Consider the following 20,900-nt stretch of genomic DNA (forward strand, 5'->3'; position numbering starts at 1 on the left):
GCTCACGGCGTATCGAACACGACGCACCACCAAGGAGACGAACATGAATGGATACCGCGACCTCCGCATCGGACTGCTGGGCTGCGGCTCGGTCGGTGCTCAGGTGGCCCGGCTGATCCTCGCACACGGCGACGAGCTCGCGGCGCGCATCGGAGCGCGACTCACGCTCGCCGGGATCGCCGTGCGCGACGTCGACGCGCCCCGCGACGTCGAGCTGCCTCGAGAGCTCTTCACCACCGACGCCGAGCGTCTCGTGCAGGGCTCCGACATCGTCATCGAGCTCATGGGCGGCATCGAGCCCGCGCGCACCCTCATCACGCAGGCGCTGCAGGGCGGAGCCGACGTGGTCACCGCGAACAAGGCGCTCATCGCCGCCCACGGCCCGGAGCTCTCCGAGGCCGCCGAGCAGGTCGGCGCCCAGCTCTCCTACGAGGCCGCCGTCGCCGCCGCGATCCCGATCCTGCGCCCCCTCCGCGAGAGCCTGGCGGGCGACCACATCACCCGCGTGCTCGGCATCGTGAACGGGTCGACCAACTACATCCTGGATCGCATGGACCGGTTCGGCGACAGTGCCGAGGACGCGTCGCGCGTGGCGAGCGAACTCGGGTTCCTCGAAGCCGACCCCACGCTCGACGTCGAGGGGTACGACGCCGCTCAGAAGGCGACCATCCTCGCGAGCATCGCCTTCCACACCGAAGTGCCGGTCGACGCGGTGCACCGCGAGGGCATCACGCAGATCACCGCCGAGCAGATCGATGCCGCCAAGAGCGCCGGCTACGTCATCAAGCTGCTCGCCATCGCCGAGCGGCTGCAGGCCGCGGACGGCACGCACGGCGTCTCGGCGCGCGTGTACCCGGCCCTCATCCGCCGCGATCACCCCCTCGCGGCGGTGCACGAGGGCAAGAACGCCGTGTTCGTCGAGGCTGAGGCGGCCGGCGAGCTCATGTTCTACGGCGCGGGGGCCGGCGGCGCCGAAACCGCGTCGGCGGTGCTGGGCGATCTCGTCTCGGCGGCGCGGCGGCACGTGGTCGGCGGCCCGGGCATCCCGGGATCGCTCCACGCCGAGCTCCCGATCCTGCCCGTCGGCGAGGTGACGACGGCCTACCAGATCATGCTCGAGGTGCGCGACCAGCCCGGCGTGCTCGCGAGCATCGCCGGCATTCTCGCCGAGCGCGGCGTATCGGCGGCCAGCGTCGAGCAGACGGTCGCCGGGGCGGCCGCGGGCGGGGAGCCGAGCGCCGCGCTCGTCATCGGCACGCACCGCGCCCGCGAGGCCGATCTCGCCGCCACCGTCGAGGCGCTGCGCGCCGCCGACGTCGTCACAGCCGTCACCAGCGTGCTGCGGCTCGAGGGCCAGGCGTGAGCGCCGCCGCGGGCGGCGTCGGCCGCACCGTGCAGGTGCGCGTCCCGGCGACCAGCGCGAATCTCGGGCCCGGGTTCGACACGCTCGGCATCGCCCTCGCCTACGGAGACGAGCTCTCGGTCGTCGTGCGCGACGCGCCCGGGGCGACCGTGCACGTCTCCGGGGTCGGCGCGGGGGAGGTGCCGACCGACGAGACCAATCTCGTCGTGCGCTCCGCCGCGCACGTGTTCGCGCAGCTGGGGCGGGAGATGCCGGGCATCGAGATCTCGGCGACCAACCGCATCCCGCACGGGCGCGGCATGGGATCCTCCGGCTCCGCAATCGTCGCCGGAGTAATGATCGCGGCGGGGCTCCTCGAGAGCGACCCGCAGGATCCGGTGGTGCTGACCGAGGAGCAGCTCCTCGCCTTCGCCACCGAACTCGAAGGGCACCCCGACAACGTCGCCCCCGCGCTCTTCGGCGGGCTGACGATCGCCTGGACCACCGAGCAGGGGCCCCGCTTCAAACGCCTCATGGTGCACCGCGGGGTGGCGCCGCTGGTGCTGGTGCCGAGCTTCACCATGTCGACGGAGCTCGCCCGAAGCCTGCAGCCGAAGCAGGTGCCGCACGAGGACGCCGTGTTCAACGTCTCCCGCTCCGCGCTCCTCATCGCCGCGCTCACGCAGAGCCCCGAGCTGCTGCTCGAAGCGACCGAGGATCGCCTGCACCAGAACTACCGGGGCGCCGCGATGCCGGCGACGCGCGACCTGATCGGAGCGCTGCGATCCGCCGGCCATGCCGCCGTGGTCTCGGGCGCCGGGCCCTCCGTGCTGGTGCTCTCGAACGGCCCGCTCGACCGCATGCAGGCGGCGGACTACGTCGCCGAGCACCATCCCGACTGGCGCGTGCTCACCCTGGCCGTCGATACCAAGGGTGCTACAGTGGAGACGGCCCCTGCGGGAGCGACGCTCTAGTCTCGCCCGTCGATGTCCGCTCATGCGGGAACGTGGGCCTTTATCGCACCGTGAACACATCGCACGGTGATCCCGAAGCACGAACGTGCATCACCGCGGGAATGCGCGCCCTTCTGCGCGCGCAGTCCCGACGGCGTTCCGAGAGGAAGAACGTGGAATCCAACGTCGAAGACAACACCACTCCCGCAGCCGAGGAAGCCGCCGCGCCGCCGCGTCGCCGCGCCTCGCGCCGGGTGAGCGCGGCCGCCGGTGCGGCAGCCCCGGAGTCGGCACGGGCGGCTGAGGCCCCCGCCGCCGAGGCTCCGGCCGCCGAGGCGTCCGCCGCGCCCGCTGCGGATGCCGCGCAGGCCGCCGCCCAGGCCCCGGCCGCCGATGAGGCTCCCGCGGCCGCAGCGCCGAAGAAGCGCGCGACCCGCAGCCGCAAGAAGGTCGAAGCCGCTGCCGACGAGGCGTCGGGCGACGCCGCATCGGCCCCCGCCGATGCGGGCTCGACCGAGTCCGACGAGCAGCCCGTGGCCGCGCCGAAGAAGCGCGCGACGCGCAGCCGCAAGAAGGTCGAGACGCCCGCCGAGCCGGCGAGCGACGCCGCATCCGAGGCGCCCGTGGCCGCCGAGGCCGCCTCGGCCGCAGCCCCCGCGCAGTCGAGCGACTCGACCGCTGCCGCGGCGGAGCCCGAGGCGCCCGCGAAGCGCACCCGCAGCCGCCGCGCCACGTCGGCATCGGCGGCGTCGAAGGCTGACGACGCGTCAGCTGCAGCGCCGGAAGCCGCAGCGACTGATGCCGCGCAGCCCGAAGCACCCGCGGGTGCGGCGAGCGACGCGACGCGCAGCGCCCGGAACTCCGAGCAGTCGGAGCGCGGCGAGCAGGAGCAGTCGGAGCGCTCGGAGCGCTCGGAGCAGGAGCGCGGCGAGAAGTCGGAGCGCGGCGAGAAGATGGAGCGCGGCGATCGTTCGGATCGCGCCGAGAAGTCGGAGAACGGCGACGGCGAGCGTTCGGGTCGTGGTCGCCGCGGGCGGGGCCGCAATCAGAAGAACGAGAGCGCCGACGCGAACGAGCAGGCCGAGGCGACCGAAGACGAGGGCAAGCAGCGCGGCCAGAACGGCAGCGGCGCTCAGAACGCGCAGAAGAACGGCGAGGCGAAGAACGGGGAGAACTCGAGCCGCTCCAGCCGCACCCGCCAGCGCGACCGCAAGCGCCGGGGCCAGGGCGACGACATCGAGCCCGAGATCACCGAAGACGACGTGCTGCTCCCCATCGCGGGCATCCTCGACGTGCTCGACAACTACGCCTTCGTCCGTACGAGCGGCTACCTTCCGGGCACGAGCGACGTCTACGTCTCACTCGGGCAGGTCAAGAAGTACGGCCTGCGACGCGGGGACGCGGTCGTCGGTGCGATCCGGCAGCCCCGCGACAACGACGGAGCCAGCCGCCAGAAGTACAACGCGATCGTCAAGATCGACACCGTCAACGGCCGGCCCGTCGACGAGCAGGCTGAGGAGCGCGTCGACATCGCCGACCTCACCGCGACCTACCCCGAGGAGCGGCTGCGCTTCGAGACCGACCAGAAGCACGTGCTCGGCCGCGCCGTCGACCTCGTCGCGCCGACGGGGCTCGGTCAGCGCACCGCACTGGTGGTGCCGGCCCACCTCGACGGCAGCGCCGTGCTCGGCGAGCTCGCAGAGGCCGTCAGCGCGAACCGCCCCGATGCCCACCTCATGCTGCTGCTCGCGAACGCGCAGCCCGAGGAGATCACACGACTGCAGCGCTCCGTGCGCGGCGAGGTCGTCGCTGCGAGCTTCGACCGAGCGGCCGAGGATCAGGCGATCATCGCCGAGCTCGCGATCGATCGGGCGAAGCGTCTCGTCGAGCTCGGCCACGACGTCGTCGTGCTCGTCGACTCGCTGAACCGGTTCGCCCGCGCCTACGCGCAGGCCCAGCACGCGCAGACCCGGCCCGCACTCGACGAGATCGACGAGCTCGCGCTCGCGCAGATCAAGCGACTGCTCGCGTCGGCGCGCAACGTTGAGAACGGCGGTTCGCTGACCGTCATCGCGACGGTGCAGTCGAAGACCGGCGTCGCAGCCGACAAGCTGCTGCTGCGCGAGGTGCTCGCCGTCGTCAACAGCGAGGTGCGCTTCGCGAAGACGGCGCCCGGGCTTCCCGCAGCGGTCGACTTCGAGGCGTCGCGCACCCGCAATCCGGAGTCGATGCTCGGCGCCGACGAAGTCGCGGCCCTGGCGACGCTGCGCGCGGCACTCCACGAGGACGACGCCGACGATCGGCTGCGCGAGCGGCTCCGCTCCACGGCCACGAATGCGGCGCTCCTCGCAGAGGTGCAGCGCTCCGGCAGCCTGTCCTAGCACGCACGAGCCCGCCCCGGTGTTCCGGGGCGGGCTCAGTCGTCGCCGGATGCGGCGGTAGAGTGATGGCGGTCACGCCGCGAGACGTAAGGAAGATACATGTTCGAACAGGTCGCAGGGCTGATCGCGGAGCACGCGCGGTTGCAGGAGGAGCTCGCGGATCCCGCGCTGCACGCCGACGCATCACGGGCGAAGAAGGTCAATCGGCGGTACGCCGAGCTCAGCAAGATCAAGTCTGCGCACGAGCACTGGCAGCAGATGGGCGACGACCTCGAAGCGGCGCGCGAGCTCGCGAAAGAGGATGAGGCGTTCGCCGAAGAGGTTCCCGTGCTCGAGGCCGGACTCGCCGAGGCCCAGGAGCGTGTGCGCCGACTGCTCATCCCGCGCGACCCCGACGACGCGCGCGACGTGATCCTCGAGATCAAGGGCGGCGAGGGCGGCGCCGAATCCGCGCTCTTCGGCGCCGACCTGCTGCGCATGTACCTGCACTACGCGGAGTCGAAGGGCTGGAAGACCGAGATGATCGAGGCCGACGAGAGCGATCTCGGCGGGTACAAGAACGTGCAGGTGGCCATCAAGGCGAACGCCTCCGATCCCTCGCAGGGCGCCTGGGCGCACCTCAAGTACGAGGGCGGCGTGCACCGCGTGCAGCGCGTGCCCGTCACCGAGTCGCAGGGGCGCATCCACACGTCGACCACCGGGGTGCTCGTGTACCCCGAGGTCGACGAGCCGGAGGAGGTCGGCATCAATCAGAACGACCTCAAGATCGACGTGTACCGCTCCTCGGGCCCCGGCGGGCAGTCCGTCAACACCACCGACTCCGCCGTGCGCATCACCCACCTCCCGACGGGCATCGTGGTCGCGATGCAGAACGAGAAGAGCCAGTTGCAGAACCGCGAGGCGGCCATGCGCGTGCTCCGCGCACGCCTGCTCGCTCGTCAGCAGGAGGAGGCCGCGGCCGAGGCCAGCGCGCATCGATCGAGCCAGATCCGCACGATGGATCGCTCCGAGCGCATCCGCACCTACAACTTCCCCGAGAACCGGATCGCCGACCATCGCACGGGGTACAAGGCCTACAACCTCGATCAGGTAATGAACGGCTCCCTCGACGCGGTCATCGAGTCGTGCATCCGCGCCGATGAGGAGGCGCGGCTGGCTGAGCTGGGGCAGTAGGGAGCTCCGCCTTCCGCCGTCCCCCGTTGCTTCGGTGAGAGATTCGGCTTCGGTGAGGCGAATACCTCCCGAAGAGTCTCACCGAAGCCGAATCTCTCACCCCAGCGCCGCCGCAGTCTCCGCTCACAGAACCGGCATATGCGCTGAGGCGCAGCGCGATCCACAGGTGCGCGACCTGACCCACGTGAGCGGCCGTGCTGCATGCATACTGGCGGCATGTCAGTCCTCGTTCTGCTCGCATCACTCGGCGGCGTCGCCCGCACGCGTGAGCTGCGGGATCGGGGCGTCAGCGACGCGCGCATCGCCCGTGACGTTCGCGATGGGCGGGTCGAGCGTCCGCGTCGCGGTTGGCTGGCGCTGCCCGACGCCGATCCCGACCTCGTCGCAGCAGCCGCGCACGGCGTCGTGCTCACCTGCATCACGCAGGCGAAGCGCCTCGGGCTGTGGACCCTCAGCGACGGCCGCACGCACGTCGCGGCTTCGGGCGCGGCACGGCCGAGCGCCCGGGGTTGCGCCGTGCACCGCCGTGCACTGGGGGAGGCCGTTGCAGTTCCGTCCACCGGGCACGCTCGCCGATCCCGTGGTCAACGTCCTGCAGTTCGTGGCCGATTGCCAACCGTTCGAAGAGGCGCTCGTCGTCTGGAACTCGGCGCTCAACCGCGGGCTCGTCGACCGCTCGGCGCTGTCGCGGCTCCCGCTGCGAGGATCGGCGCGACGTCTGCTGACCGAGGCGAGACCGTTCGTCGACTCGGGCCTCGAGACGCTGGTGGCCTCGCGCCTGCGGTGGACGAAGATCCGGCTCCTTCCGCAGGCGCACCTCTTCGGCCATCGCGTCGATCTGCTGATCGGAGATCGACTCGTGCTCCAGATCGACGGCGCATCGCATACCGGGCGCCAACGGGACGCCGACAACGCCTTCGACGCGCTGCTCGTCGCCCGAGGCTACACCGTGATCCGCATCGGCTACCTGCAGGTCGTCGAGGACTGGCCCGGCGTGCAATCTCAGCTCATGGATTGCATCGCCCAGGGGCTCCACCTGGCGCGCCGCTGACCGACGGCGCTCACCGAACCCGTGCCCCGCAGGCGCACCCCGAAGGCGCACCCCGCCAGCGCCCCTGCCAGCACACCCCGCGCGCAGGCAGGGCGAGACAGACGGCGCTCGACGCCCAGTACCGGTACGCTGAGGGCATGTCTGATGTCGCACAGCCGCTCGTGGGTCCGCTCGTCACCCTCCGCGCCCCCGCGCATGAGGATCTCGATCCCCTCGTCGCAATTCTCGGCGAACCCGAGGTCGCGCTCTGGTGGGTGGGTTACACCCCGCAGCGGGTGCGCGAGGAGTTCATCGACGCCCCCCAGACCGCCCGCATCATCGAGGTCGAGGGGCGCACCGCCGGCGCGATGTTCGTGCTGCGCGGCGAGGATCCCGAGTACCCCACCACGGTGATGCACCTCTTCATCGGCACCGAGTTCCGGGGCCGCCGCATCGGTGAAGAGGCGCTGGCACTCGCGATCCGCTCGGAGTTCGCCGCCGGAATCAGCCGCGTCACCCTCGATCCGAACGTCAACAACGACGGGGCGATCCGCAGCTACGAGCGGCTCGGGTTCAAGCGCATCGGCGTGCTCCGCGATTACCAGGTGCGCCCCGGTGGCGCACTCGAGGACGCCCTGTTCCTCGATATCACCCGCTCCGACTTCCCCGACGGCCCGCCCCTGCCCTCGCGCGACTGACCATCGGTGACCGGGCTGAGTCAGCCCGCCCGGCGGTAGCATGGTCGTATGCGCGCCGCCCGTCCGATCCTGCCCTGGGTCGTCTGGGGAATCGCAGCGCTCTCGTACGCGGTGGCGATCATCAACCGGTCGTCACTGTCGGCTCTGGGGCCCGCTGCGCAGGAGCACTTCGGCATCGACGCGACGACGCTGGCGGCGTTCCCCGTGATTCAGCTGGTCGTGTACGCGGGGCTGCAGATTCCCGTCGGCGTGCTGCTCGATCGCATCGGGGCGCGCGCGATGATCCTCATCGGCGGTGCGTTGATGATCGCCGGGCAGGCGGCGATGGCCACGGTGCCCGAGGTGTCGCTCGCGATCGTCGCGCGTGTGCTGGTGGGGGCGGGCGACGCCTGCACCTTCATCAGCGTCATGCGGATGCTGCCCGAGTGGTTCTCGCTGCGGCAGCTGCCGACGATCAGTCAGGTGACGGGCCTGATCGGGCAGTCGGGTCAGCTCGTCTCGGTCGTGCCGCTGGCGGTGCTGGTCGGAGGCGCCGGATGGATGGGCGGGTTCCTCGGGCTCGCCGCGGTCGGGCTGCTCGTCGTGATCCTCGGCGTCGTGGTGCTGCGCGACGCACCGGGGGAGGGCACGCTGCTCGAGCGCATCACCGGCAGGCGCGGTCGGGTCACGGAGAACGCCCGCTCGTTCGCCGATTCGCGCACGGCGGCGCTCTCGGCGGTGCAGCCGCCGGCGACGGAGATGATCCCGGTGATCTCCGAGGTGCGCGTGCGCGGGCTCGGCTTCTGGAACCGGGCGCGCCGACTGCTGCGGCTGCCGGGCGTGCGGCTCGCGTACTGGGTGCACTTCGCGTCGCCGTTCGCGGCGAACGTCTTCCTGCTGCTCTGGGGCACACCGTTCCTGGTCGGGGGTCTCGGTCTCGACGAGGCGGCGGCGCGGGCTCTGCTGAGCCTCACGGTGGTCTCGTCCATGGTCGCGAGCGTGGTGCTCGGCCCGTTGAGCTCGCGCTTCATCGAGCGTCGCGTCTGGTTCAATCTGGGTATCACCGTCGCGATCGCGGTCGTGTGGACGGCGGTGATCGTGTGGCCGGCGACCCCGCCGCTCGCGCTGGTGCTCGTGCTGCTGCTGATCCTGCCCCTCGGGGGGCCCGCGTCGATGATCGCCTTCGAGGTGGCGCGTTCGCACACGCCGCGGAGCTACGCGGGCTTCGGTACGGGGCTCGTGAACACGGGCGGCTTCACGGCATCGCTGCTCGTCATCCTGCTGATCGGTCTGGTGCTCGACGTGCAGGGTGCCGGATCGCCCGAGGACTACTCGCTCCACGCGTTCCAGGTGGCGTTCGCCGTGCAGATCCCCTTCTGGGTGCTGGGCATCGTCATGATCGTCGTCGAGCAGCGCCGCACCAAGCGCTGGATGGAGGACAACGGCCGCACGCTGCGCTGAGGGCCGCACGCTGCGCTGAGGGCCTCGCGCTGCGCTGAGGGCCCCGCGCTGCGCTGAGGGCCCTACGCTGCGCTGGGGCGGCCGGGCGCGATTCGGTCAGATCACGTAGAAGTCGGCCATGTCGGGCTGCTCGATCGGGGCGCCGCGTCGCGGCCGACCGCTGGCGGGGATCCCGGTCAGCGTGGTCCAGGGGGGTGCGGAGCGCACGACGACGGCGTTCGACCCGATCGCGCTGTCGTGCCCGATGTCGATGCTGCCGAGCAGTTTCGCGCCGGCTCCGATGACGACCCGGTCGCCGACGGTGGGGTGCCGTTTTCCGCGGTCGTGGCCCGTGCCGCCCAGGGTGACGCCGTGGTAGATGAGCACGTCGTCGCCGATGACGGCGGTCTCGCCGATGACGACGCCCATGCCGTGGTCGATGAAGAGGCGGCGGCCGATGGTGGCGCCGGGATGGATCTCGATGCCCGAGCAGAATCGCGAGAGCTGGGCGATGGCGCGCGGCAGGAAGCGCAGCCCCCGCTTCCACATCGCGTGCGAGACGCGGTGCCACCACACGGCGTGCAACCCCGAGTACACGAAGAACACCTCCGCGGCACTGCGCGCTGCGGGATCGTGCGCGCGTGCTGCGGAGATGTCTTCGCGGATGCGGGAGAACACGCTCATGCGGTGCGGTGCGTCGGCGGCCTTCGCGGGGCCGCGGTCAGGAGTTGAGGTCTTCGAAGAGCACCGTCGAGAAGTAGCGCTCGCCGAAGTCGGGAACGACGACGACGATCTTCTTCCCGGCGTTCTCCGGGCGGCGGGCGACCTGGGTGGCCGCCCACACTGCGGAGCCGCCCGAGATGCCGGCGAGAATGCCCTCGTCGGTGCCGAGTGCGCGCGCCGTGGCGATGGAGTCGGCGAGGGTGACGTCGACGACCTCGTCGTACACCTCGCGGTCGAGGATCGGGGGCACGAAGTTCGCGCCGAGGCCCTGGATCTTGTGCGGGCCCGCGGTGCCCTCGGTGAGGAGCGGGGAGTCAATGGGCTCGACCGCGACGACCCGGATGTCGGGGTTCTGCTCCTTGAGGTACCCTCCGGCGCCCGTGATCGTGCCGCCGGTGCCGATGCCCGCGACGAAGATGTCGATCTTCCCGTCGGTGTCGTTCCACACCTCGGGGCCGGTGGTGGCGCGGTGGATCGCCGGGTTCGCCGGGTTGGCGAACTGCTTGGCGAGCACGGCTCCGGGGGTGCTCGCGGCGATCTCCTCCGCCTTGGCGACCGCGCCCTTCATGCCGAGCGGGCCCTCGGTGAGCACGATCTCGGCGCCGTAGGCGCGCAGCATCTTGCGGCGCTCGATGCTCATCGTCTCGGGCATGGTGAGGATAACGCGGTACCCGCGCGCCGCGCCGACGAAGGCGAGGGCGATGCCGGTGTTGCCGCTCGTGCCCTCGACGATGGTGCCGCCGGGCTGCAGGTCGCCCGACTGCTCCGCGGCGTCGATGATGGCGATGCCGATGCGATCCTTCACGGATCCGGCGGGGTTGTAGAACTCGAGCTTCGCGAGCACCTCGGCGCCCGCGTTCTCGGTGACGCGGTTCAGGCGGACGAGGGGCGTGTTGCCGAATGCCTGGGTGATGTTGTCGTAGGTCCGTGCCATGGTGCTGCATCCTCCTGGGATCGAATCGTCGCACGCCGGTGGGGCGTCGAGGCCTCCTCAACTATATCGATCAGTTATCGGTCGCGTTCGCAGATGTTATGCAGGATGTCGCGGTGTGACGGCGCACCCCGCCGCCGCCGCGCTCGCCGGCGCAGGGTGGGCGTCGGGTGTGGAAGGGTAAGGGTATGCACGACGAACCCGGCCGCGAGCCGACCCAGAACCCGCGGACCGATGCGCTGCTCGGCGAGGTGCGGCAGCGGCTCGACGACGGGGGCGTCGCGGATCCCGCGACCGATGCGGAGCTGCTCCTCGCCCACGTGCTCGGAGTGACGCGCGGGCGCGTGCAGGCGCTCGCGGTGATGCGCGAACCGCTCGCGCCCGAGGCCGTCGCGGCCGTGCGCGAGCTCGCCGAGGAGCGCGCCCGGCGCATCCCGCTGCAGCACCTCACCGGCCGCGCGCCGTTCCGGTCGATCGAGCTCGCGGTGGGCCCGGGCGTCTTCGTGCCCCGCCCGGAGACGGAGATCGTGGCCCAGTTCGCCATCGACGCGCTGCAGTCGGTGCCCGATCCCGAGCCGCTCGCCGTGGATCTGTGCACGGGAAGCGGTGCACTGGCGCTGGCGCTGGCGCACGAGGTGCCGAGCGCGCGCGTCTGGGCTGTGGAGTTGAGCGCCGAGGCTCGTGCGTGGGCGGAGCGCAATATCGCGGAGTGGGGCGACGGCCGTGTCGCTCTGGTTGCGGGCGATGCGACTGCGCTCTCGGCGATCCCCGAGCTCGGGCCGCTCGTCGGCCGCGTGCACGTGGTCGTCTCGAATCCTCCGTATGTGCCGAGCGGCATGGTGCCGCGCGATCCCGAGGTGCGCGACCACGACCCGCAGCTCGCGCTCTACGGGGGAGTCGACGGGCTCGACGTCGTGCGCAGCATCAGCCGCTCCGCGCGCGAGCTCCTCGTTCCGGGCGGCGCCGTCGTGATCGAGCATGCGGAGTCGCAGGGCCGGGCGATCCGGGAGGTGCTGACCGCCGACGGGTGGCGCGCGGCCGCCACGCACCCCGACCTCACGGGGCGGGACCGGGTCACGACGGCGCTGCGCTGACGGATGCCTGCGGTCCCGCGCTCGTCGAGCCGACGGGAGTAGACTGGCGAGCTATGGCCGAGTTCTTCGATTGCTCCGACAGTTCGCAACTGCTCGCCGGCACGCGCACCGCGCGGCAGGCGATCGGCCGGGGCGAGCTGATCGTCATGCCGACGGACACCGTGTACGGCGTCGCGGCCGACGCGTTCACCCCGGAGGCCGTGCAGCGCCTCCTCGACGCGAAGGGCCGCGGCCGTCAGTCGCCTCCGCCGGTCCTGATCCCGAACGTGGACACGCTGGCTGCGCTCGCGGCCGAGGTCGTCGCCCCCGTGCGGGCGCTCGCCGACGCGTTCTGGCCCGGCGCGCTCACGATCATCACGCAGGCGAACCCGCTCCTCAGCTGGGATCTCGGCGAGACGGGCGGCACGGTCGCGCTCCGAATCCCGCATCAGCCGCTGGCGCTCGAACTGCTGCGCGAGACGGGGCCGCTCGCGGTGTCCTCGGCGAATCTCACGGGCGAGCCCGCGGCGCGCACCGCTGCGGAGGCCCGGGGCATGCTGGGCGACTCCGTCTCGGTCTACCTCGAGGCCGGACCGGCGGCCGGAGACGGCGTCGCGTCGACCATCGTCGACGCCACCCGCCTCACGGAGGAGGGCGGCGAGCTCCGCATCCTTCGCGAGGGGGGAGTCTCGCGGGAGCTGATCGCGGAACTGCTGCCGCAGGTCGTGTTCGGGGAGTAGCGTGCTGGCCTACGTGACGGTGGTCGCGGTCGCGGCTCTCGTCACTGCGCTCGCCTCCTGGGGGGTGCTGCGCTTGAGTCGCCGCTTCCGTCTCGCCCCCGAGGTGCGCGCCCGCGACGTGCACAGCGCCCCCACGCCGCGGCTCGGGGGCGTCGCGATGTTCATGGGCATTCTGGCGGCCTTCGCCGTCGCCGGCACGCAGAGCGAGTTCGCCTCCCTCTTCGAGCAGCGCGACCAGATCTGGGCGCTGCTCGGCGCCTGCGCCATCATCGCCGTGGTCGGGGTGCTCGACGACCTGCTCGATCTCGACTGGATGATCAAGCTGGCGGCTCAGCTCGTCGCCTCGGGCCTGCTCGCCTGGAGCGGCATCCAGATCGTCTCGCTGCCCTTCGGAGACACCCTCATCATCGGATCGCCCGTCGTCAACTTCGTGCTGACGGTCTTCCTGATGACGCTGGTGATGAACGCGGTCAACTTCGTCGACGGGCTCGACGGGCTCGTCGCGGGCGTGGCGATCATCGCCAATTCGCTGTTCTTCATCTACACGCGCCTGCTCGACGATCAGATCGGGAGGGTCGACTCGGTGGTGCTCGCGAGCCTCATCGCGATCGTCGTCGTCGCCATCTGCGCGGGGTTCCTGCCGTTCAACTGGCATCGTGCGCGCATGTTCATGGGCGATACCGGCGCGCTGCTCGTCGGGCTGATGATGGCCACGTCGACCGTGTCGGTGACGGGGCAGTTGAACCCCGCCTCGCTCGACCAGAAACTGGTGCTCGCGAGCTACATCCCGATCATCCTCCCGATCGCGGTGCTCGCCCTGCCGCTCGCCGATTTCTCCCTGGCCGTCGCCCGGCGGCTGCGGGCCGGCAAGAGCCCGTTCACGGCGGATCGCCTCCACCTGCACCATCGCCTCCTCGACATGGGGCATTCGCCGCTCCAGGCGGTCTGCATCTTCTACGCCGGCACGGCGGTGCTCTCGGTGGCGGTGCTGCTCGTGTTCACGACGCAGAGCTTCGTGCTGCCCGTCGTGGTGCTCGTGCTCGGGGGAGCGGCGACGTTCGCGCTCCTCGTCCTCCCCGCGCAGCGCGTGCGTGCAGCCGCGGCACGGCGGGGCTTGATACCGTTGACGGGACGGCGCACCCGAGCCGACGCCGCCGGCGTCGATGCGCTCGCCGAGTCTGCGCCGCCGAAAGGATCCCAGAGTGAGTGATCTCGCGCAGCCGAACGAGACCGACCCTCGCCCGATGCCGACCTCCCAGCCCGTGCTCCTCCGCGCGCTCCGCTGGGGGCTCGTGGTCACAGCGGGGCTGATCGCGGCGTTCGCGGTCATCGGCTTCCTCGTCTCCGGGCAGCCCGGCCTCTGGGGCGGCATGATCGGCACGGCGCTCGGCGGTCTCTTCCTCATGATGACCGTCGGCAGCATCGCCTTCGCGAACCGCTTCATCGAGCGAGACTTCTACATCACGGCCTTCTTCGGCATCGTGCTCGGCAGCTGGGTCTTCAAGTTCATCGTCTTCATCGTCGCGGTGGTGCTGCTGCGCGACGCGGAGTGGCTCGATACGCGCGTGCTGTTCTTCGGGGTGATCGCGAGCGTGTTCGCCTCGCTCGTGCTCGACGTCGTCGTCATCTCCCGCTCGCGCATCCCGATCATCTCGGAGCGCTCGCGCCCGTGAACCTGTGACCACGCCACTCCGAGTTTCTTCTGGGGCGGAAAGGTTGATAGACTCACCTGTGTTCCCTGCTGGGCTGGTTGCGCTGTGCCACCGCCGCCCCGGGGGCACGACCACCGTTCGACACCGTGCAGGCTGCAGGCCGCACCGAAGTCAGGAGAATGGCGCTGTTCGCTAACGCTATGCACCTCGTGGCCCCCGTTCTTTTCGCGGCCGAAGAGGGTGAATTCCACGCGCCGACGATGGCCGAGTTCTTCCCCGACATCGTGCTCTTCGAGGGCACGCCGTTCGCCATGAACCGGATCATGATCATCCGCGTCCTCATGATGGTGGTGCTGCTCCTCCTCTTCTGGCTCGGCACCCGCCGCATGCGCGTCATCCCGACGCGCGGGCAGTCGCTCGCCGAGATGGCGCTCGACTTCGTGCGCGTCAACATCGCGGAGGACCTGCTCGGCAAGAAGGACGGTCGGCGCTTCCTGCCGATCCTGACCGCCATCTTCTTCACCGTGCTGGCGTTCAACATCACGGGCATCATCCCGGGTCTGAATATCGCGGCGAGCTCGGTCATCGGCTTCCCGCTGACCCTCGCGGTCGTCTCGTACGTCACGTTCATCTACGCCGGCATCAAGAAGAGCCCGGGCAACTTCTTCAAGAACGCCCTCTTCCCGTCGGGCGTGCCGAAGGCCATCTACATCATCGTCACGCCGATCGAGTTCGTGTCGACGTTCATCATCCGCCCGGTGACCCTCACCCTGCGACTGCTCATGAACATGCTGGTGGGCCACCTCCTCCTGGTGCTCCTCTTCGCAGCGACCCAGTTCTTCCTCTTCTCGGGCGAGGGCTTCTTCAAGCTCTTCGGCGTCGGCACGTTCGCATTCGGCGCGGCGTTCACGATCTTCGAGATCCTCGTCGCCGTACTGCAGGCCTACGTCTTCGCACTTCTCACCGCCGTCTACATCCAGCTCGCGCTGGCTGAAGAGCACTAACCAATCGGGTTCGGCAACCGCCGCGCTCACATACGGAAGGAAACACATACCGTGTCTGTTCTCGCTGAAATCTCGGGCAACATCGCAACCGTCGGTTACGGCCTCGCTGCTATCGGCCCCGCCATCGGCGTGGGTATCGTCGTCGGCAAGACCATCGAGGGTGTCGCCCGCCAGCCCGAGCTCGCCGGCCGCCTCCAGGTCCTCATGTGGATCGGCATCGCGTTCACCGAGGCGCTCGCGTTCATCGCGATCGCGACGCCGTTCATCTTCGCTGCGTAAGCCGCTTTCACCTTTCCCTAGTCTCGAAAGGGAGGCTCGATGAATAACGCAGTCTTCGTTGCAGCGGAGGAGGGCGCGAACCTCAATCCGCTTCTCCCCGCAACGTACGACATCGTGTGGTCTGCGGTCGTCTTCGCCATCATCCTCGTCGCGTTCTGGAAGGTCTTCCTTCCCAAGATGCAGACGATGCTGGATGCTCGCGCAGAGGCGATCGAGGGCAACATCGCCAAGGCCGACGAGGCTCAGGCGAAGGCCGAGGCCGCGCTCCAGGAGTACACCGCTCAGCTCGCCAGCGCCCGTCAGGAAGCCGGCGAGATCCGCGAGTCCGCACGCCTCGACGCGAACAAGATCGTCGCGAAGGCCAAGGAGGATGCGGTGACCGAGCAGGCGCGCATCACCCACGCCGCGCAGGCGCAGATCGAAGCCGAGCGCCAGAGCGCGGTCGTCTCGCTCCGCAAGGATGTCGGCTCGCTCGCGATCGACCTCGCCTCGAGCGTCGTCGGCGCATCGCTCACCGACGACCAGAAGGCATCGGCGCTCGTCGACCGCTTCCTGGCCGACCTCGAAGCATCCGAGAAGGCGGCTCAGTAATGGGAAGCGCGTCACGCGAAGCACTGGCCCAGGCGCGCTCCGCGCTCGGGTCGGGTCTCGACACGAACGTCGGCGGCGAGCTGCTCCAGGCGGCGCGTCGGATCGCTGAGAGCCCCGCGCTCGCAGCGGCGCTCGGCGACGCCTCGGCTCCGGCTCAGGCGAAGTCGCAGCTGGTCGAGCGACTCTTCAGCGGTCTCTCCGCTGGCGCGCGCTCCGTACTCACCGCCGCCGTTCAGGCCCGGTGGTCGAATGTCGCCGAGTTCGTCTCGGGTGTCGAAGAGCTCGGGATCCGCGCCGAGGGAGCCGCCAATGCGGCACTCTCGGACGAGCTCCTCGCCGTGGTCGATGTGATCGACCGCAACCATGAACTGCAACTCAGTCTCGGCAGCAAGCTGGCGGAACCCGCCGGCAAGCTCGCCCTCGTGCAGCGCCTCTTCCAGGGGAAGACGTCGGCTTCGGCTCTGGCGGTCCTCTCGCATCTCGTCGCTAGCCCTCGCGGGCGTCGCCTCGATGCGACTCTGCGTCAGGCCGCGCGCCTCGCGGCGGATGAGGCCGGAAGCGAGCTCGCAACGGTGACCGTTGCGGCGCCGCTCACGGCGGAGCAGCAGCAGCGTCTGGCACGCGCACTCGAACGGTCGGCGGGGCGCCCCGTGCGCATCACGACCGTCGTCGATCCGGCACTGGTCGGCGGCATCCGGGTGCAGATCGCCGATGACGTCATCGACGGCAGCGTTCGCGCGCGACTCGCCGATCTCCGACAGCAGCTCGCTGCATAGCGACAACTTTTCACCCCCGGGGGCGGCGCTTCCGGAACAGACAGAGGAAACGAAATGGCAGAACTCTCAATCAGCCCGGACGAGATCCGTAACGCGCTGAAGGACTTCGCAGCGTCGTACGAGCCGACCGAGGCTGGCAAGACCGAGGTCGGCACGGTCGTCGACGCCGCTGACGGCATCGCGCACGTCGAGGGCCTCCCGGGCGTGATGGCGAATGAACTGATTCGCTTCGGCGACGGAACCCTCGGGCTCGCGCAGAACCTGGAGGAGAACGAGATCGGCGTCGTCGTGCTCGGCGAGTTCACCGGCATCGAAGAGGGCCAGCAGGTCACTCGCACCGGTGAGGTCCTCTCCGTGCCCGTCGGCGAGGGCTACCTCGGCCGCGTGGTCGACCCCCTCGGCAAGCCGATCGACGGCCTCGGCGAGATCACCGCGATCGAGGGCCGCCGTGCACTCGAACTGCAGGCCCCCGGCGTCATGCAGCGCAAGTCGGTGCACGAGCCGCTGCAGACCGGCATCAAGGCGATCGATGCCATGATCCCCGTCGGCCGCGGCCAGCGTCAGCTCATCATCGGCGACCGCCAGACCGGCAAGACGGCGATCGCGATCGACACGATCATCAATCAGAAGGCCAACTGGGAGTCGGGCGACGTCACGAAGCAGGTGCGCTGCATCTACGTCGCGATCGGCCAGAAGGGCTCGACCATCGCCTCGGTGAAGGGCGCGCTCGAAGACGCCGGCGCCATGGAGTACACGACCATCGTGGCTTCGCCGGCATCCGATCCCGCGGGCTACAAGTACCTCGCTCCGTACACCGGCTCGGCGATCGGCCAGCACTGGATGTACGCGGGCAAGCACGTGCTCGTGATCTTCGACGACCTGTCGAAGCAGGCCGAGGCCTACCGCGCCGTGTCGCTCCTGCTGCGCCGTCCGCCGGGGCGCGAGGCCTACCCGGGTGACGTCTTCTACCTGCACTCCCGTCTGCTCGAGCGGTGCGCGAAGCTCTCCGACGAGCTCGGCGCGGGTTCGATGACCGGCCTGCCGATCATCGAGACCAAGGCGAACGACGTCTCGGCGTACATCCCGACCAACGTGATCTCGATCACCGACGGCCAGATCTTCCTGCAGTCGGACCTCTTCAACTCCAACCAGCGTCCCGCTGTGGACGTGGGCATCTCGGTGTCGCGCGTCGGCGGCGATGCGCAGGTGAAGTCGATCAAGAAGGTCTCGGGCACGTTGAAGCTCGAGCTCGCGCAGTACCGTGCGCTCGAGGCGTTCGCGATGTTCGCCTCCGACCTCGACGCGACCAGCCGCAAGCAGCTCGCACGCGGCGCGCGCCTCACCGAGCTGCTCAAGCAGCCGCAGTACACGCCGTACCCGGTGGAGGAGCAGACGGTCTCGATCTGGGCCGGCACCAAGGGCTTCATGGACGACGTGCCGGTGGAGGACATCCTCCGCTTCGAGCGCGAGTTCCTCGACTACCTCGGCCGCAACTCCGAGGTGCTGAGCACCCTCCGCGAGACCAACGTCCTCGATGACGCGATCGTCGCCGAGCTCGAGCGCCAGATCGGCAAGTTCACGGGCGAGTTCCGCACGTCGAGCGGGCAGAGCCTGAGCGAGCAGTTCGACGCGATCGACGAAGCCGAGATTCAGCAGGAGCAGCTGGTCGTCTCCAAGAAGTAGGGACCTCCGGGCGGGGGCCGCGCCCCCGCCCGTCCCGAACCTTGATCACCAGCCAGCCCCAACCACTACAGGAGAGACATGGGAGCGCAACTTCGGGTCTACCGGCAGAAGATTCGTTCTGCCCAGACGACCAAGAAGATCACCCGTGCGATGGAGCTGATCGCGGCATCTCGCATCCAGAAGGCGAAGGCGCGCGTCGAAGCATCGACGCCGTACACGACCGCGATCACGCGCGCGGTATCCGCCGTCGCCACGCACTCGAATTCCGATCACCCGCTGCTGACCGAGGCTGAGAAGGTCGAGCGCGCCGCGGTCGTCATCTTCACCTCGGATCGCGGCCTCGCGGGCGCCTTCAACTCGCAGGTGCTGCGCGAGGCGGAGGAGCTCAGCGAGCTGCTCCGCAGCGAGGGCAAGGACGTCGTGTACTACCTGATCGGCCGCAAGGCCCAGGGGTACTTCTCGTTCCGCCGCCGTCCCTCCGAGCGGGTCTGGACGGGCGATACCGAGAACCCGACGTTCGAGACGGGGAGCGAAGTCGCCGAGTCGCTGCTCGAAATCTTCGGGCGCCCCGCGGCCGAGGGCGGCGCTCAGGAGATCCACCTCGTCTACAACCGTCTGATCAGCATGGTCAGCCAGGTGCCGCAGGTGCACCGGCTGCTGCCCCTGCAGATCGTCGAGGGCGTGGCCGAGGCGACCGACGCCCCGGAGTCGCTGTACGAGTTCGAGCCGGACGCCGATACCGTGCTCGACCGCCTGCTCCCCGCATACATCGAGTCCCGCGTGTACAACGCCATGCTCGAGTCGGCTGCGGCGAAGCACGCAGCGACGCAGAAGGCGATGAAGTCCGCAAGTGATAACGCCGACTCGCTGATCCGGGATTACACCCGCCTCGCGAACAACGCGCGCCAGGCGGAGATCACCCAGCAGATTTCCGAGATCGTGGGCGGCGCTGACGCGCTGTCCGGTTAATCCAGCACGAAGAGAGAGAATCATGACCGAAACCGCCGCAGTGGCGACTGAGGCCACCAAGGTTGTCGGGCGGATCGCTCGAGTCACCGGCCCCGTCGTCGACATCGAGTTCCCCCACGATGCGATTCCCGACGTCTACAACGCTCTCGAGACGAGCGTCGACTTCGGCGATGGCACCGCTTCGTCGAAGCTCGTGCTCGAGGTCGCCCAGCACCTGGGTGACAACCTCGTCCGCGCGATCGCACTGAAGCCGACGGACGGCCTCGTCCGCGGCCAGGAGGTGTTCGACACGGCCGGCCCCATCAGCGTGCCGGTCGGCGACATCACCAAGGGCAAGGTCTTCGACGTTGCCGGCAACGTGCTCAACCTGCCCGAGGGCGAGAGCATCGAGGTCACGGAGCGCTGGGGCATCCACCGCACGCCGCCGTCCTTCGACCAGCTCGAGTCGAAGACGGAGCTCTTCGAGACCGGCATCAAGTCGATCGACCTCCTCACCCCCTACGTGCAGGGCGGCAAGATCGGCCTGTTCGGCGGCGCCGGTGTGGGCAAGACCGTGCTCATCCAGGAGATGATCCAGCGCGTGGCCCAGGATCACGGCGGCGTCTCGGTGTTCGCCGGCGTCGGCGAGCGCACCCGTGAGGGCAACGACCTCATCCATGAGATGGAGGAGGCGGGCGTGTTCGACAAGACCGCGCTCGTGTTCGGCCAGATGGACGAGCCGCCGGGAACCCGTCTCCGCGTCGCCCTGTCGGCGCTGACCATGGCGGAGTACTTCCGCGATGTGCAGAAGCAGGACGTGCTGCTCTTCATCGACAACATCTTCCGCTTCACGCAGGCCGGTTCCGAGGTGTCGACGCTGCTCGGCCGCATGCCCTCCGCTGTGGGCTACCAGCCGAACCTCGCCGACGAGATGGGTGTGCTCCAGGAGCGCATCACCTCGACCCGCGGACACTCGATCACCTCGCTGCAGGCGATCTACGTCCCCGCGGACGACTACACCGACCCTGCTCCGGCCACCACCTTCGCGCACCTCGATGCGACGACGGAGCTGTCGCGCGAGATCGCATCGAAGGGCCTCTACCCCGCGATCGATCCGCTGACCTCGACCTCGCGCATCCTCGACCCCCGCTACTTGGGCGAGGACCACTACCGCGTGGCGACGACGGTGAAGGCGATCCTGCAGAAGAACAAGGAGCTCCAGGAGATCATCGCGATCCTCGGTGTCGACGAGCTCTCCGAAGAGGACAAGATCACCGTGTCGCGCGCACGTCGCATCCAGCAGTTCCTCTCGCAGAACACCTACATGGCGAAGAAGTTCACCGGTGTCGAGGGATCGACGGTGCCGCTCAAGGAGACCATCGAGTCGTTCGATGCGATCGCCAAGGGCGAGTTCGACCACGTCGCCGAGCAGGCGTTCTTCAACGTCGGCGGCATCAGCGACGTCGAGGAGAACTGGGCGAAGATGCAGAAGGATCTGGCCTAA

At 69.6% G+C, this 20,900-nt stretch carries 20 protein-coding genes and 1 pseudogene; 19 read left to right on the forward strand and 2 right to left on the reverse strand.

Features of this window, described 5'->3' with window-relative positions; translation table 11 throughout:
• Positions 1-43 precede the first annotated feature (43 nt).
• The 8 genes and pseudogenes from NS354_RS01190 (at position 44) to NS354_RS01220 (ending at position 9,017) form a co-directional block, all read left to right on the forward strand.
• Complete coding sequence (locus NS354_RS01190; protein ID WP_058592803.1) at positions 44-1,363, forward strand: homoserine dehydrogenase; 1,320 nt, start codon at positions 44-46, stop codon at positions 1,361-1,363.
• Positions 1,360-2,316: a homoserine kinase gene (gene thrB / locus NS354_RS01195; RefSeq protein ID WP_058592804.1), complete on the forward strand. Its 957-nt coding sequence runs from the start codon at positions 1,360-1,362 to the stop codon at positions 2,314-2,316. Before NS354_RS01190 ends, thrB begins: the two co-directional genes overlap by 4 nt.
• Positions 2,317-2,468: 152 nt before the next feature.
• Positions 2,469-4,676 carry a transcription termination factor Rho gene (locus tag NS354_RS01200; protein WP_058592805.1) on the forward strand — a complete coding sequence of 736 codons (2,208 nt, stop codon included), beginning with the start codon at positions 2,469-2,471 and terminating at the stop codon, positions 4,674-4,676.
• A 99-nt stretch (positions 4,677-4,775) separates the two neighbouring features.
• Entirely contained in the window at positions 4,776-5,849 is a 1,074-nt protein-coding gene (gene prfA, locus NS354_RS01205; RefSeq protein WP_058592806.1) for a peptide chain release factor 1, read from the forward strand.
• A 216-nt stretch (positions 5,850-6,065) separates the two neighbouring features.
• A pseudogene (locus tag NS354_RS13915) lies at positions 6,066-6,143 on the forward strand (hypothetical protein); the annotation flags it as partial.
• 250 nt (positions 6,144-6,393) lie between these two features.
• On the forward strand, positions 6,394-6,900 hold the full coding sequence (locus NS354_RS13755; protein WP_241490290.1) for an endonuclease domain-containing protein: 507 nt from the start codon (positions 6,394-6,396) through the stop codon (positions 6,898-6,900).
• Between the two features lie 137 nt (positions 6,901-7,037).
• Positions 7,038-7,577, forward strand: coding sequence for a GNAT family N-acetyltransferase (locus NS354_RS01215; protein WP_058592807.1), 540 nt, complete (start codon positions 7,038-7,040; stop codon positions 7,575-7,577).
• A gap of 48 nt (positions 7,578-7,625) precedes the next feature.
• A complete protein-coding gene (locus tag NS354_RS01220; protein WP_058592808.1) occupies positions 7,626-9,017 on the forward strand; it encodes an MFS transporter in 1,392 nt (463 codons plus the stop codon).
• Between the two features lie 96 nt (positions 9,018-9,113).
• Here NS354_RS01220 and epsC read toward each other — a convergent pair whose 3' ends face one another.
• On the reverse strand, positions 9,114-9,680 hold the full coding sequence (gene epsC / locus NS354_RS01225; RefSeq protein WP_058592809.1) for a serine O-acetyltransferase EpsC: 567 nt from the start codon (positions 9,678-9,680) through the stop codon (positions 9,114-9,116).
• A 37-nt stretch (positions 9,681-9,717) separates the two neighbouring features.
• Positions 9,718-10,653, reverse strand: a complete 936-nt coding sequence (gene cysK / locus NS354_RS01230; RefSeq protein ID WP_058592810.1) for a cysteine synthase A — start codon at positions 10,651-10,653, stop codon at positions 9,718-9,720.
• A 185-nt stretch (positions 10,654-10,838) separates the two neighbouring features.
• Here cysK and prmC point away from each other — a divergent pair, with 185 nt between their 5' ends.
• From prmC to atpD, 11 genes are all read left to right on the forward strand, one after another.
• A complete protein-coding gene (gene prmC / locus NS354_RS01235; RefSeq protein ID WP_058592811.1) occupies positions 10,839-11,744 on the forward strand; it encodes a peptide chain release factor N(5)-glutamine methyltransferase in 906 nt (301 codons plus the stop codon).
• A gap of 53 nt (positions 11,745-11,797) precedes the next feature.
• The gene (locus NS354_RS01240; RefSeq protein WP_058592812.1) at positions 11,798-12,463 is read left to right on the forward strand and encodes an L-threonylcarbamoyladenylate synthase; all 666 of its coding nucleotides are present in this window, start codon (positions 11,798-11,800) and stop codon (positions 12,461-12,463) included.
• A 1-nt stretch (position 12,464) separates the two neighbouring features.
• A complete protein-coding gene (locus NS354_RS01245) occupies positions 12,465-13,673 on the forward strand; it encodes an MraY family glycosyltransferase (protein WP_153002067.1) in 1,209 nt (402 codons plus the stop codon).
• Positions 13,666-14,136 (forward strand): hypothetical protein, encoded by a 471-nt coding sequence (locus tag NS354_RS01250; RefSeq protein WP_058592813.1) that lies wholly within the window; start codon positions 13,666-13,668, stop codon positions 14,134-14,136. Before NS354_RS01245 ends, NS354_RS01250 begins: the two co-directional genes overlap by 8 nt.
• Before the next feature lie 179 nt (positions 14,137-14,315).
• A complete protein-coding gene (gene atpB / locus NS354_RS01255) occupies positions 14,316-15,119 on the forward strand; it encodes a F0F1 ATP synthase subunit A (protein WP_058592814.1) in 804 nt (267 codons plus the stop codon).
• A 51-nt stretch (positions 15,120-15,170) separates the two neighbouring features.
• On the forward strand, positions 15,171-15,398 hold the full coding sequence (atpE, locus tag NS354_RS01260; protein WP_010157574.1) for an ATP synthase F0 subunit C: 228 nt from the start codon (positions 15,171-15,173) through the stop codon (positions 15,396-15,398).
• A gap of 39 nt (positions 15,399-15,437) precedes the next feature.
• Positions 15,438-15,989 carry a F0F1 ATP synthase subunit B gene (locus NS354_RS01265; RefSeq protein WP_010157573.1) on the forward strand — a complete coding sequence of 184 codons (552 nt, stop codon included), beginning with the start codon at positions 15,438-15,440 and terminating at the stop codon, positions 15,987-15,989.
• Entirely contained in the window at positions 15,989-16,765 is a 777-nt protein-coding gene (locus NS354_RS01270; RefSeq protein ID WP_058592815.1) for a F0F1 ATP synthase subunit delta, read from the forward strand. The genes NS354_RS01265 and NS354_RS01270 overlap by 1 nt, the downstream gene beginning before the upstream one ends.
• Before the next feature lie 54 nt (positions 16,766-16,819).
• Positions 16,820-18,448: a F0F1 ATP synthase subunit alpha gene (gene atpA, locus NS354_RS01275; protein WP_058592816.1), complete on the forward strand. Its 1,629-nt coding sequence runs from the start codon at positions 16,820-16,822 to the stop codon at positions 18,446-18,448.
• 78 nt (positions 18,449-18,526) lie between these two features.
• A complete protein-coding gene (locus NS354_RS01280; RefSeq protein WP_010157570.1) occupies positions 18,527-19,417 on the forward strand; it encodes a F0F1 ATP synthase subunit gamma in 891 nt (296 codons plus the stop codon).
• A 22-nt stretch (positions 19,418-19,439) separates the two neighbouring features.
• Entirely contained in the window at positions 19,440-20,900 is a 1,461-nt protein-coding gene (gene atpD, locus NS354_RS01285; protein WP_058592817.1) for a F0F1 ATP synthase subunit beta, read from the forward strand.

It is taken from the genome of Leucobacter chromiiresistens, from assembly GCF_001477055.1.
In the GTDB taxonomy this organism is placed as follows: domain Bacteria; phylum Actinomycetota; class Actinomycetes; order Actinomycetales; family Microbacteriaceae; genus Leucobacter; species Leucobacter chromiiresistens_A.